The sequence below is a fragment of the Clostridium weizhouense genome, assembly GCF_019431045.1.
Classification (GTDB): Bacteria; Bacillota; Clostridia; order Clostridiales; family Clostridiaceae; genus Clostridium; species Clostridium weizhouense.
In genome coordinates, this window is record NZ_JAHXPT010000010.1 from 124,623 (window position 1) to 137,808 (window position 13,186).

The 13,186-nt window shown below is 24.9% G+C and carries 15 protein-coding genes and 1 pseudogene; 13 read left to right on the top strand and 3 right to left on the bottom strand.

What is annotated here, in order from left to right:
• Positions 1-757: 757 nt before the first annotated feature.
• From KYD98_RS12775 to KYD98_RS12825, 11 genes and pseudogenes are all read left to right on the top strand, one after another.
• Positions 758-1,582: an HNH endonuclease gene (locus KYD98_RS12775; RefSeq protein ID WP_219780437.1), complete on the top strand. Its 825-nt coding sequence runs from the start codon at positions 758-760 to the stop codon at positions 1,580-1,582.
• A 51-nt stretch (positions 1,583-1,633) separates the two neighbouring features.
• On the top strand, positions 1,634-1,786 hold the full coding sequence (locus tag KYD98_RS12780; protein WP_219780438.1) for a hypothetical protein: 153 nt from the start codon (positions 1,634-1,636) through the stop codon (positions 1,784-1,786).
• 255 nt (positions 1,787-2,041) lie between these two features.
• On the top strand, positions 2,042-2,386 hold the full coding sequence (locus KYD98_RS12785; protein ID WP_219780439.1) for a hypothetical protein: 345 nt from the start codon (positions 2,042-2,044) through the stop codon (positions 2,384-2,386).
• An 11-nt stretch (positions 2,387-2,397) separates the two neighbouring features.
• Positions 2,398-3,234, top strand: a complete 837-nt coding sequence (locus tag KYD98_RS12790; RefSeq protein ID WP_219780440.1) for a hypothetical protein — start codon at positions 2,398-2,400, stop codon at positions 3,232-3,234.
• Between the two features lie 12 nt (positions 3,235-3,246).
• Entirely contained in the window at positions 3,247-3,474 is a 228-nt protein-coding gene (locus tag KYD98_RS12795; RefSeq protein WP_219780441.1) for an iduronate sulfatase, read from the top strand.
• Between the two features lie 154 nt (positions 3,475-3,628).
• Positions 3,629-3,742, top strand: a pseudogene (locus KYD98_RS12800) (sporulation initiation factor Spo0A C-terminal domain-containing protein); the annotation flags it as partial.
• A 566-nt stretch (positions 3,743-4,308) separates the two neighbouring features.
• Positions 4,309-5,025 (top strand): M15 family metallopeptidase, encoded by a 717-nt coding sequence (locus KYD98_RS12805; RefSeq protein ID WP_219780442.1) that lies wholly within the window; start codon positions 4,309-4,311, stop codon positions 5,023-5,025.
• A 28-nt stretch (positions 5,026-5,053) separates the two neighbouring features.
• Positions 5,054-5,746 (top strand): response regulator transcription factor, encoded by a 693-nt coding sequence (locus KYD98_RS12810; protein WP_219780443.1) that lies wholly within the window; start codon positions 5,054-5,056, stop codon positions 5,744-5,746.
• The gene (locus tag KYD98_RS12815) at positions 5,736-6,839 is read left to right on the top strand and encodes a sensor histidine kinase (protein WP_219780444.1); all 1,104 of its coding nucleotides are present in this window, start codon (positions 5,736-5,738) and stop codon (positions 6,837-6,839) included. The genes KYD98_RS12810 and KYD98_RS12815 overlap by 11 nt, the downstream gene beginning before the upstream one ends.
• Before the next feature lie 172 nt (positions 6,840-7,011).
• Positions 7,012-7,725, top strand: a complete 714-nt coding sequence (locus KYD98_RS12820; RefSeq protein ID WP_219780445.1) for a ferric reductase-like transmembrane domain-containing protein — start codon at positions 7,012-7,014, stop codon at positions 7,723-7,725.
• A 278-nt stretch (positions 7,726-8,003) separates the two neighbouring features.
• Positions 8,004-8,678, top strand: a complete 675-nt coding sequence (locus KYD98_RS12825; protein ID WP_258049804.1) for a cell wall-binding protein — start codon at positions 8,004-8,006, stop codon at positions 8,676-8,678.
• A gap of 377 nt (positions 8,679-9,055) precedes the next feature.
• On the opposite strand, the gene KYD98_RS12830 is transcribed toward KYD98_RS12825, so the two are convergent.
• Positions 9,056-9,451, bottom strand: coding sequence for a hypothetical protein (locus tag KYD98_RS12830; RefSeq protein ID WP_219780446.1), 396 nt, complete (start codon positions 9,449-9,451; stop codon positions 9,056-9,058).
• Between the two features lie 340 nt (positions 9,452-9,791).
• Here KYD98_RS12830 and KYD98_RS12835 point away from each other — a divergent pair, with 340 nt between their 5' ends.
• Positions 9,792-10,568, top strand: a complete 777-nt coding sequence (locus tag KYD98_RS12835; RefSeq protein WP_258049805.1) for a hypothetical protein — start codon at positions 9,792-9,794, stop codon at positions 10,566-10,568.
• A gap of 86 nt (positions 10,569-10,654) precedes the next feature.
• On the opposite strand, the gene KYD98_RS12840 is transcribed toward KYD98_RS12835, so the two are convergent.
• Positions 10,655-11,578, bottom strand: coding sequence for a DUF5692 family protein (locus KYD98_RS12840; RefSeq protein ID WP_219780448.1), 924 nt, complete (start codon positions 11,576-11,578; stop codon positions 10,655-10,657).
• A gap of 361 nt (positions 11,579-11,939) precedes the next feature.
• Between KYD98_RS12840 and KYD98_RS12845 the strand changes: the two genes are divergently transcribed.
• The gene (locus tag KYD98_RS12845; protein WP_219780449.1) at positions 11,940-12,728 is read left to right on the top strand and encodes a pseudouridine synthase; all 789 of its coding nucleotides are present in this window, start codon (positions 11,940-11,942) and stop codon (positions 12,726-12,728) included.
• Between the two features lie 146 nt (positions 12,729-12,874).
• Here KYD98_RS12845 and KYD98_RS12850 read toward each other — a convergent pair whose 3' ends face one another.
• Positions 12,875-13,024, bottom strand: coding sequence for a hypothetical protein (locus KYD98_RS12850; RefSeq protein ID WP_219780450.1), 150 nt, complete (start codon positions 13,022-13,024; stop codon positions 12,875-12,877).
• Positions 13,025-13,186 lie beyond the last annotated feature (162 nt).

Below are 13,186 nucleotides of genomic sequence, written 5' to 3' on the forward strand. Positions count from 1 at the left end.
CAATACTTACAGCCTTATATGGTATCAAATAACGGTTGCACAAAATAATTGATTTAGTGAAATCCAATTACGGAAAAATTTTATTTCCCGAAATAAATCATACTATAATAGGGGTGAAAAAAGTCCCAGCAATATTAAGGTTGGGAAATAATTTTGCTTAAAAATGTGTAAAAAGTCCATTACCCCTTTTATAATTGAGGGTGTTTATCTAATACAAAAACCACCCACAGATAAAAATAGCTTTTAATTTTAAAATGTTCTTAAAGGACAATATGGGATAATCTAGGTATGGAATGGGTACAATATGGGATAAATAAGAACAATTTAGAACAGTAAAAAATAGAGTCAAATTACAACTTTGATAAAAAATTATTAGGGGGGTAAGTAGAGGTATTTAGGTGTTGTCTTTAAAGTAAATGGCAAGGAAAAAACAAGTACAAAAGAAGAAGGATAAGAAAGAAGAGTTACAATATAAAATGTTAAAACTCACTTTCTTATTAACAATATTAAATATCTTAAATGTATTGTTTAACCTGATATACAATATAATAGATAAGATATTTAAATAACTAAATAGGAGATAAGAGTTAGTGGCTCTTATCTTCTTAAAAATATTCTTTGTACTTGTTTAATTCTTATTATAATACCAATTTATTACTAATTCAATAAATATCTATATACCATACTCAAACTTGAGAACGCTTAATAATTTAATACAATACTATATTAATATACTAATGATGAAAGGACAAATAATATGATAGAAAAGTTTTGTATGTGTAGTCTAAATTGGGAAGAATGTATTTGGAAAAGTTATAGTAATAAATCTTTTAATAAAAATGGAGAAATGTATGGGAATCATATAAAGTATTTAGAACTATTTAAAAATTTAGGATATATAAACGGAAAAAAGAATGATAAATTATTATTAAATTTTGTAAGGAAAAAATATGATTGGGATACTTGTTGTTATCAACATATCAGTAAACTTATTATAAGTGAAGTATTTGATGAATATGAAATATTTAAAGATGTATCAGTATTTTCTTGTATAATGTGGTATTTATGTTGGTCTTTTGGAGATCCAAGTAATAAAGATAATTTACTAGAAGAAATAGTATTTGAAAAATTTTATCAAGAAATTTTATTAGCACATAAAACTGAAATGAAAAAAAGAGAAAATACTGTAATAAATATGAAGAAAAAATTTAGAAAAGCTACCGTTAAAGTGAGAACAACACAGAGTCCATTTAGAAAAAAATTAATTAATAAGTATAAATGTTGTCAAATATGTGGTTTGAATATAGCTGATTTGTTAAAAGCTAGTCATTCAAAACCATTCAAGGATTGCAATTATAAAGAAGGTATAGATGAATATAATGGATTACTTCTTTGTAATAAACATGATGGTTTATATGATAATGGATATATAAGTTTTAACAATAATGGGCATATAATTATATCTGAAAGAATAAATAAAGAAAATATGAAAATACTAGCCTTAACACATGATATTAAAATTCACTTTGAAAAAGAAAATATAAAATATATAAAATATCATAGAGAAAATATATTTAAATAAAGGATACATAATACTTTTATAGAATTATTTTCTATAAAGGGGATGAAATTTATGAATAAAGAAGATAGAATTATTGAATTATTAGAAAGGATATTAGAAGAAGTTTCTAGTATTCAAACTAATACTAGTTGGAACGACAATCATTTAAATGATATTAAATCTGGAGTAGAGAATATTGAAAAACAATTAAAAAAAGAAAATTAAATATATCAGTTATATCTATCTTTTAGGATTACGTTTTAGTAGTCCTTTTCTTTTGTCTTATTTGTAGTCAATGATTATGGTAATTGACACAATGATACTTTACCTATGGTTATTATAGATATAATCAGATGTATAAGTTCCTAATAAGAAAGCGTAGCGTTAGGGGTGAGAATTGTATGGGAATTCGCCGACTGAACGGAATCCACTTTTTACCAATATAAATAGAAAATATTAGAAAATGAAAGGAATGATAACATGACAAATTTAGAAAGATTAAAACTAGAATTATCCAATAAAGAATATTATACCGATACAGAATACCAAGTATTTTTAGAAGAAAATAACTTACTTGCTACAGGAGTGTATGTTAAAAAAGATAACCAAGTCAATTTACTAGAAACAGTTGTTTCTATTTTGGAAACACTTGCAAATGATGTTGATATCATGCGAAAAATTGATACTAAAGATATTACTTCTATAGACCAAGCTAGTAAATACTTAAATACTAGAATATACAATATAAACAAAAAAATATTAGATTTAAAAGAGGAGCAAGAAGAAAAACAAGGCAATATAAGACCAATCTTCTTTAATAGATAGGAGGTTTAAGAATGGATAATAATAAAAGTATATATAATGTAATAAAAAAATCCATAGAAGATTATGGACAACCTATTGCAATAAATATTCATACAGATAGCTCTATAGATTATAATAAGAAAGCCTTAGTTAAATATAAAAATCAAGCTGTACAAAGTAACAATATGATGATTGAATTGCAGGATGAATATTTATTTATAATGTTAGATAAAATTAAATATGATGAATATATATACTGGAATAACGCTTATTATAAAGTTATTAGTATAGATAATACAATTCCTAATATATATAAGGTTTATTGTAAATTTAATAATATAATCGAAGAAAAGGTAGATAAATACACTATCATTTTGAATGATATAAGTTTAGATGTTGGTTCTACCATACAACTAAATCCAATTTATATGAAAAATGGAATTGAAGTAAAAGACGTTACTTGTAATTATACTATTGCAGATAGTATAATCGCCAATTGTGGCGAAAATGGATTAGTTAATGGTATAAAGGAGGGTTCTACTACGATTACAATAAACTGGGAAGGAATAACCAAAACAGTTCACGTAAACGTGAAACCGACTGCCCAAATAGATTATAAAATTGATGGTATAGATAAATTTAAACAAAAAACACAAGCAACTTTTACAATAAATCCTATGGTTGATAATAGTAGATTAGAAATTGATCCTATTGATATTCAATGTGATACTGTTAAGGTAATTAGTCAAGATAATGGAACAATAACTTTATATGGTAATCCGTTATATAGTGATACTGAATTTACTTTATATGCGTATGTAGGAGATAAAAAGGTTGCAAGTAAAGTAATAATAGTAAGTAAAAGATAGGAGGTAAAATAAATGGATATAAATAATTTAATACAGACTTTTGGATTTCCTGTTACTTGTTGTATAGTAATGGGATTTTTTATTTATAAAATGTGGGATAAAATATCTTTAACTTTAGATAAAGTAACACAAACAAATAGTGAATTAGTATTAACAAATAAATCTTTAATATCTAATATGGACACTAAAATAACTATAATAGAAGATAAAATTGATGAAATTTCTAAAAAAATTAAATAAACAATTATTGACAATCAGTGTAAAAAAGGTATATCATTATAGCAATAAAGAATTTTAAGATTAAACCAATATATTATGAGTAAAAACATATAATTAATATAAAGTTTAATTTACATTTTAATATAAAGAAAACCTAGTGTTATCAAGGCTTTAAGCTATTAATAAACTATTTGGATATACTATCCACAATGATAAAGGCAAGCCTACAAATAGTGAATTTATCGCTATTATCGCTGATAAATTAAGACTTAAAAATAAAGTATCTTAATTAGCTTGGTTGACACGTTTTTATTAATAGTAACAAATTAATTAAAAGATAAAGTTTTATTTTATTAAAAATAAATATGATAAGCAAAAACACCTCTAATATATTGATTTTAGATTAATATATTAGAGGTGCTTTTTTATATTTAATTTTGTGAATGATTTTTGATATAAGATTTATGCATATTTCCAAAAGAAATAGATACTGCAATAGTACAGATAATACTTAAAACACCTAAAATTATTTCCAAATGAATAACCTCCTTAAAATGTTAAATAAGTAAGAAATTATTTTCTTTAATTATATCATATGAGTTTAAATAAAATAGATCAAATTATAAAGTTGATATTGTATTAAATATATATCATAAATTTTCTATATAAGTTTCTCACTATAATGATTAGTAATATCATTTATGAATATTATAAGATTTATATTAACCAATAAACGCTATTTCAAGTTAAATATTTTGATTTTTATAAACTTAAGATTTCGTAAGAATTTTTTAAAATTCTTGTAAATTCTATTTTCTACAATAAAGTTACGATATTAGAAAGGAAGTAGAAAATATGAAAAAAGGATTTAAAAAGTTTACATTAATGATAATAATAATAATTTGTGGATTTTACAGTATGGTAAAAGATACAGTGCCAAATTTGGTAAGTTTAAGTGTTATAGGATCAGAATTTAGTTTAGATGATGAAAAAGATAAATCATTAAAAGTAAATAGTGATAATATAAAACCAGACAAGTTATTAGTGAATAAAAACAATGGTTTAAGTTCAGACTATATACCAAAAAATTTAAGTATACCTAATATACCATTTTCAGATAGTTCAGATCATGAAGAAAAACATGTAGCAGGAATTATTGTAAATCCGTTAGAAAACTTGGTCAATGCAGCTAAAAAAGAAGGAATAATACTATTTGGAAATTCGGGATATAGATCTTATGATTCTCAAAAAAATGTTTATAATAATAGAGTAAGATCTCAAGGAAAAGCTCTTGCAGATGCATATGTAGCCAAACCAGGGTTTAGTGAACATCAAACTGGGTTATGTATTGATATTACTAATAAAGATAAATATTTTGTAGAAGGAACAAAAGAAGCAGAGTGGCTTGGGCAAAATTGTTATAAATTTGGTTTTATTATAAGATATCCAAAGCAAAAGAAAAATATAACGAATATAGAATATGAACCTTGGCACATTAGATATGTTGGGAAAGAAGCTGCTAAATATATTTATAACAATAAAATTACGTTAGAAGAATACTTAGGTAAATAATTGGATAATTTAAGGGGGGAAGAGAAAAATGAATAATAATATTCTTGTAGTAGATGATGAAAAAGAAATTAGAAATTTATTAGAAATAAATCTTACAAATGAAGGATATAATGTGCTTAAGGCAAGTTGTGGAAAAGAAGCTTTAGAAATATTAGAAAAAGAAGAAGTTAATTTAATGGTTTTAGATATAATGATGCCAGATATGGATGGTTTAGAAGTTTGTAAAAGAGTAAGAGAAAAGTATAGTATACCAATTCTTATGCTAAGTGCAAAAGTAGAGGATATGGATAGGATACAAGGTATTATGACTGGTGCAGATGATTATGTATGTAAGCCTTTTAATCATTTAGAACTTACAGTTAGGATAAGAGCATTACTTAGAAGAACGTATTTTTTTAATAGTAAAATTCAAATTTCAGATGATACAATAAGAATTGAATCAATGATTATAGATAAGAAACAACATAAGGTAACAATAGATGATAAAGAAATAGATTTAACAGCAAGAGAATTTGAAATTTTATATTTATTAGCTAATAATAAAGGAAGAGTTTTTAGTGCAGAAGAAATTTTTGAAAAGGTGTGGAAAGAAAGATATTATCAATCAAATAACACTGTTATGGTACATATGAGCAGGCTTAGAGATAAAATAGAAAAATATATGGAAGGTAGTAAGGTAATTCATACTGTGTGGGGAGTTGGGTATAAAATTGAAAAATAAGAAATTATACAAATATTATCTAATATCATTAGGAGAAATATTAATAGCTTCAATATTAAGCCTTATAATAGCGTATATAATTAAGAAAGTATTAAGTTATTTATATATAAATACTGGAAGTAATTTTATTTTTTATTTTTGGGAGTTTGTAAGAGAAATTAGACGTGAATTAGGTGTTGAATATTTTAATATAATAATTGGAACAATATTATTTACAGTATTTTATTTTATGATAACCTCTAGAAAAGCTAAGAATCTTATAGCTATTATAGATGAAACTGAAACAATGTCTAATGGTGATTTGGATAGAATAATAGAAATTGAGTCAGAAGGAGATATGAAAAAGTTAGCAGAAAATATAAACAACATATCAAGACAACTTAAAGATATAACAGTAGCGGAAAGAAATGCACAAAAAACTAAAAATGATTTGATAACTAATGTTTCGCATGATTTAAGGACTCCATTAACTTCAATAATAGGATATTTGGAGCTTATTGATAATGATAAGTATAAAGATGAGGTAGAACTTAGATATTATGTTAATATAGTATACGAAAAATCTAAAAGCTTAAATCTTCTTATAAATGAATTGTTTCAACTTACTAAAATGCAAAATAATACTATTAATTTAGATAAAACTGATATTAATTTAGTTGAATTATTAGGTCAAGTAGTTGCTTGTTTTGAATGTCAATTTAACAGTGCAGATATGCAATCTAGAATTAAATTTTCAAAAGATAAGTTAATAATAAATGCAGATGCAGGAAAATTAGTTAGAGCATTTGAAAATCTATTATCTAATTCAATTAAATATGGAAAAGACGGTTATTATGTTGATGTAATAACAAAAATTGAAAAAAATATGGCAGTAGTTCAAGTTATAAATTATGGTCAGTCAATATCATCAATAGATTTACCATATATATTTGATAGATTTTATAGAGTTGAGAAATCAAGAAATAGTAGTATAGGTGGGTCTGGCTTAGGATTAGCTATAACAAAAAACATTATAGAATTACATAATGGTACTATACAAGCTTATAGTGATGATAATAGAACTATCTTTGAAGTGAAATTACCAGTCAAATAGACATTATAGATAATTCTGAGAAGTATTTATAAAGGATTAAAAAATATTTAATTTATATAAAATGAAAATGATAAAAAATATCAATTGAAAATTATTATTGACTAGAATATGGTGTAATGATATTATAATAGAGTATTATTTAGGCAAATAATTAAAATAAAGGAGGATTAAAATGATACTTATTATCTCACTATTATTTTCATTGATATTTTATTTAATATTAAATAGACAGATAAAGAAAAAATCATGGATTTTTTATATTTTAATGATTATTTTAACAGGATTTATAATCTATTATTATAGAGTAAAAATGTATGAAGTATATCCTGAATGGATTACGACATATCTTATAGGTCCATTTAAAAGAGGTGCTTTTTCAACTGCAACATTTATTATTGTTATGTATTTAGGAGCAATTAAGAAAAATACTACAATAGCAAAAAAAATGTTTAGCATAAGAGGAGAAATGTCTATAATAGCATGTATTTCAACTTTAGGACATAATATAGTTTATGGAATATATTATTTTCCAAAATTATTTTTAAATCCACAATCATTACCTAAGTTACAATTAATAGCTGCATTATTGACTATAGGTATGATATCAATTATGTTACCACTTTTTATAACATCTTTTAGATGTGTAAGAAATAAAATGAAGGCATCTACTTGGAAGAAGATACAAAGAATGGCCTATGTATTCTTTGGAATGATATACATTCATGTAATGGTATTATATTCTGGAAAGCTTGATAAACATATAAATGACATTATAATTTATACTGTGATTTTTGGAACTTATGCATTTTTACGAATAAGAAAGTATATGATGAGCAGAAAAAGAAAATTAGAAATACACAGAAATAAGCTTGCAGCATTAAGTTAGAGACTTTTAAAGCAGATAATAAATTTAAAACTAAATATATTTAAATTATAAAGATAAGAAAAATAAAGTTGGACAAGAATTAACTGATAAGAAAAAGCACAATAAAGAAAATTATAATAATTTAAAGAATAAACATTTCTAGGGATTATTTTAAGGACTTAGTACAAATTGTATTAGGTTCTTTTTTAGTTATAGTTTTAAATAAGATACATAATATATTGGATTTAAAAGCATAAATCTCTTTCATATATTATATTATACTGAGAGGGGGTAATAAGATGAGAAGATTAAAATTAGCAAAGGGAATGGTAATTGGATTAGTAGCACTTTTAGTAGTAGTGTTGAATTCTATAGGAGTAAGTGCTGAATGGAGACAAGATAATAATGGATGGTGGTATTCACAAGAGAGTTCTTATTATACAGGGTGGAAACAAATAGGGCACAAGTGGTATTATTTTGGACAAGATGGTTATATGAAAACAGGTTGGATAGAGGAAAATGGACGTTGGTATTATCTTTATTCAAATGGAGAAAAAGCCTTTAATACTGTTATTGATGGGTGTGAATTAGATAAGGAGGGATGTTGGAATATGCCATCTAAAGAAGCAAATGAAGCAAGAAACTTAATTTTAGAAGAAGATAGTAATTTTATTTCTAAGAATGCTAAAGAGTATGGAGCTAAATTATCAACAAGATATAGTGAAGGAAATATTAATAATTTTATAGTTAATGATAAATGGAATTTGCCAGTAGAAGATGTATACGTATTTAATCTTGTTGATAGTAGTGGTGAATATGAGATTTGTGGTTATTTGGTTGGCAAAGAAAGCAATAATATATATTGCATTCCACATCAAGGAGGACTTCCAATATACCAAATAAAAAATAATGAAATAGTAAAAACCTACAAATGGCTTGGTAATGATGCATACCCTTATGAATGGCGTTGTTAAACTTAATGTTAATTAATTAAAAGTCTATTTTTAAAACAAACAAATTTCAGTTTGACATTATACTAGTAATATCAACAGTCAGTTAAAACGTAGGAAAATAAAAAATAGCTATCATGCCAATGATAACTATCAAAAACTAAATACAGTTTTACAAATGCTTTGCAATCTCTTTAAAGAAAGAGATTATATTTAGCCCGTGACTTAATTGTAATTCAAAGAAATAGAGATTGCAAGTGGTTAATTTTTCAAGAAAACTACTATTAATTTTAAAAAATATACCTGTTAAAATTTAAGTCAAGTTTTAATATTCTTCATATTTATGCATAATAAAAAGCAGTATTATGTTATACTGCTTTATTTGTTATATATTAAATTTATTAATTAGATTTTTTATAAAATTTTCTTTTTAAAAGATACTCAACTGTTACAAATATAGAAACAAATATTAAGCATTCAAATTCGAATAATGAGTTGCTTATAGAGTTGATTTCAGAGTCATTTAATATTAATAATATAGTATTAACTATTAGTATAAACAAACCGCTACAAATCCATATAACACCGCAATTTTTATTTGCTACAATAAATGTATTTGTATTCTTAGTTATATTTGTTTTTGGAGTATCTGAAACTCCTGAAAACATCATTACTATAGGTGTTATTAAATCTAAAATTGAATTAATTTTCTTAGAGGGACTAATAGTGTATAACAATCCTATTGCAAACATTATTGTAGGTATAGTAATATTACAAATTAAAATAAATATATCCATACAATTTCACTTCCTTCACTGATGTATAGAGAACTTTTTCTAATTACTATAAGTTGATTATACCATATTTTGTAAAGGAATTTAACTAATGTTTCTGTCCTTTCAAAATTTGCTCCTATATAATTAGATAACATATAGTGAACTTAATAATTTTTTTATAGATCATAAATTTAAAATAAATATTATATTATAATTTAGCTATATGTTAATTATAAGATTAGTTTACATATAATTAAATAAATATTACTTCTAATAAATTTTATAGATTTTAAAATATGATATAATAAATGGTACAATTATGCAAAATAAGAAAATTATTATTATAACAAAGGGGAATAATATGGCTACTGATAAAATGTTTGTTGTTGGTGGAATAATAGCAGTAATTGTGGTTAGTGGATGTGCTGCAGGAGGAGCAATATTAGCTAGTAATATGCAAACTAAGAATGTAGAATCAGAACCTGTTCAATCTACGGCTCCAGTTAAAGAAAAACTTAATGGCTGGCAACAAAAAGGGGATAACTGGTATTACTATAAAGATGACAAAGAACAAAGTGGATGGCTACAAGATAAAAATAGCTGGTATTACTTAGGCAATGATGGAAAGATGAGATCTGGTTGGATACAAGATCAGGAAAATTGGTATTATTTAAATAGTGATGGAACTATGGCTACAAATACAACCATAGATGGATGTTATTTAAATGAAAAAGGGTTGATAAAAGAAACACCGAAACCTAAAAAAATTGAGGAAAGTAATAAGACGTCTGATAAAGTAAATAATGGGGTTACAAATGCAGAAGAGGCTTTAAATTTAATTTATTCAAATGACAAAGTTAATAGTCAATTAACTTCTCAAGGTATATGTACAAAAGAACAAATAAACCCTGAACTTAAAAAATATTTTCAAGGATTTCAACTTAATGAATCAGTATATGTCTTTTATTTATATGATATGGATACTGGAGATGCAGTATGTATATATTATGTTGGAAAAGATACTGGAAATGTATATAAGAGAAAAGGTGGATATCATCAATTAGATGATGCAGTTTTAATTAAAAATAATCAAGAAATAAAGACATATAAGTGGATTGATCCTTGGGCAAATCGTTAAAGATAATCCAAAGTAAGAAGAGTTAATTAAATTAAGAATTTAATATAGCCATCCGTATTTGAGGATGGCTATAATTAGTTATAATATTATTCAGATAATTCCTTAATTTCTTTGTAGCTGTTAAGATCTGTATAAAGTTCAGCTTTAATCGGATTACGTTTTGTAATCTTAATTTTATAAAGATAGTATACAAATACTGCAATGTTTGATATTAATGCTAATAAGCTTACAATAAATAGAGGAGTTGAATTATGTGATGATTTAACTGCAAATTGTGATTGATCAATAAAGCTTGGACAGGTCATTGCAAACATACACCATAATGCAAGCGTTTGTGCACGATGCTGTAACCAAGCTCCTTTTCTGATAAAGAAAGCTGCAATTGTAGGAGCTAAAAGTAATGCTAAACCACAGTACCATGCATGGTCAGGTAAACAATTGTATGTGTATGCAAAGTTCCAAATATCATATGCTATAATCCAGAACCAAAGCATATCAGGCCATAACATATCTTTACTCTTATCTTTACTTATACATATTCCAAACCAACCTGTAATTGTAATAATATTTAAGATACCAGCAATTCCATTCATAACATTCCAGGAACCACTTACTGTCATCATGCCTTCAAATATTTCTTTGTTAAGATGTAGTCCATAAATTTGAAAATCACGTGCTACTGCTTCACAAATATTAATTGCTAAAATTAATGGTGGGAAACATAAAGCCCATTTTTTGCTACTTACACCTTGTACATGTCTAATTATCCAGAAGCCAATACACCCTGCTAGTGCTGAGTATACTTTAGCATAGTGAAACCAATCATTTACGCTTGTACCTTCAGTAGTTTTTGGCCATACAAAAAAGGTGAGAATTAATGGTACTATTATAAAGAGAAATATCCCCCCTAATTTAGATCTACGCCCTAATTCATTTAGTCCAATCAACGCCAAAAATACTACTAGCAACATAAGCCAGTTTGTAATAGGCTGTGATTCAAAAAAAAACATAACAAATCCCCCTTAGTAAAAAATACAGTTATTTTAGTATTTTTCAACCCAATTTTTTATAATGACTAGTATTATTGTACGTATGTATAAGAGGATTTATGACTTTGCTTTGATAAATCGCAAACAATACTGTGTATATTTGCTAGTAATTATGAAGAAATATGTAATATGTTTCTTTTACAATATGCAATATTTTCAGAGATTTATTTAATAATAGAATTTTTAATTAAATATATAATTTACTTTGATTTATATTAAAAAATATTTAATTTTTAGACTGTTAATCTTTACGCAAAAGTAAAATTAATATATATTAATAGAGGTAAAATTAATTTATACAAATGATTAGAAAAGAGGCAACATGAGATTAGATAAGTTTTTAGCAGAGTCATCAATTGGAACAAGAAAAAATGTTAGAATTTATATTAAAGACGGAGCTGTTAAAGTTAATGGAAAAGTTATAACAGAGCCATCAATAGAAATTAAAGAGGATACTGATATTATTGAATATCTTAATAAACTAGTTACTTATAGAGGTAAAGTGTATTATATGTTTCATAAACCCGGTGGATGTATTACTGCAAGAAAAGATGAAACTAATAAAACAGTATTTGATTTTTTTAATGAGGTAAACATGAATGGAATATTTCATGTAGGAAGATTAGATAAAGACACAGAAGGCCTATTGTTATTTACTAATGATGGAGAGTTTAATCATCAATTAATGTGTCCAGAAAAACATGTTGAAAAGAAATATTTTTTTATTGCATTAGGTTCATTAGATAAAGAAGATATAAAAAAAATAGAAAATGGGATTTCTATTGGAAAAGAGGAAGAAATAACTAAGCCTGCAAAAATAGAAGTAATAAAATCTGGAATGTATGAAGATTTAGAAGAGGAATTTGACATTAGAAAGTTTTATAATATAAACTCAAACTTTTATGAACAACCTGTTGTTTCTGGATATCTTACAATTTCAGAAGGACGTAAACACCAAGTAAAGCGTATGTTAAAAGCAGTTGGTTGCTATGTAATATATTTAAAAAGAATTTCTATTGGAGAATTAGATTTAGATAATTCACTCAAAAAAGGACAGTATAGAATACTTTCAGAAGATGAAATTCAAAAATTATTAGGAAAATGTATTTAAATAGTAAATATTATCAATTAGTTGTACACCTTTTGTATAAATATTTTATAAATCATATACAAAAGGTGATTTTCCTTTTATATAAAATCAAAATTAGTAAAATAGCTACTGAGCAAATATGAAATTTGCTCAAATAATTATTATTTTTAAAGTTGATTAATTGTAATGTCTTTACCTCTAGATACAACTTTGTTTATATTTTCTTGATTTCTTTCTTCATATGATTTAACTTTAGTTTGTGACATACCATTATCATTTGATTGCTGTATTAATTTTTCCTTTTTATTCTTTCCCACTTTAAATCATCTCCTTTTTTATAGTATTAGTATTATAAATAAGAGTTATACTTATAATTTTTTATTTAAATATCTAATAATTGGAATTCTGGATAAATTATATAATTAACAAACTTTATTAGAGCCTATATATTTTATTACTTAAATTAACTAAATAAAAAC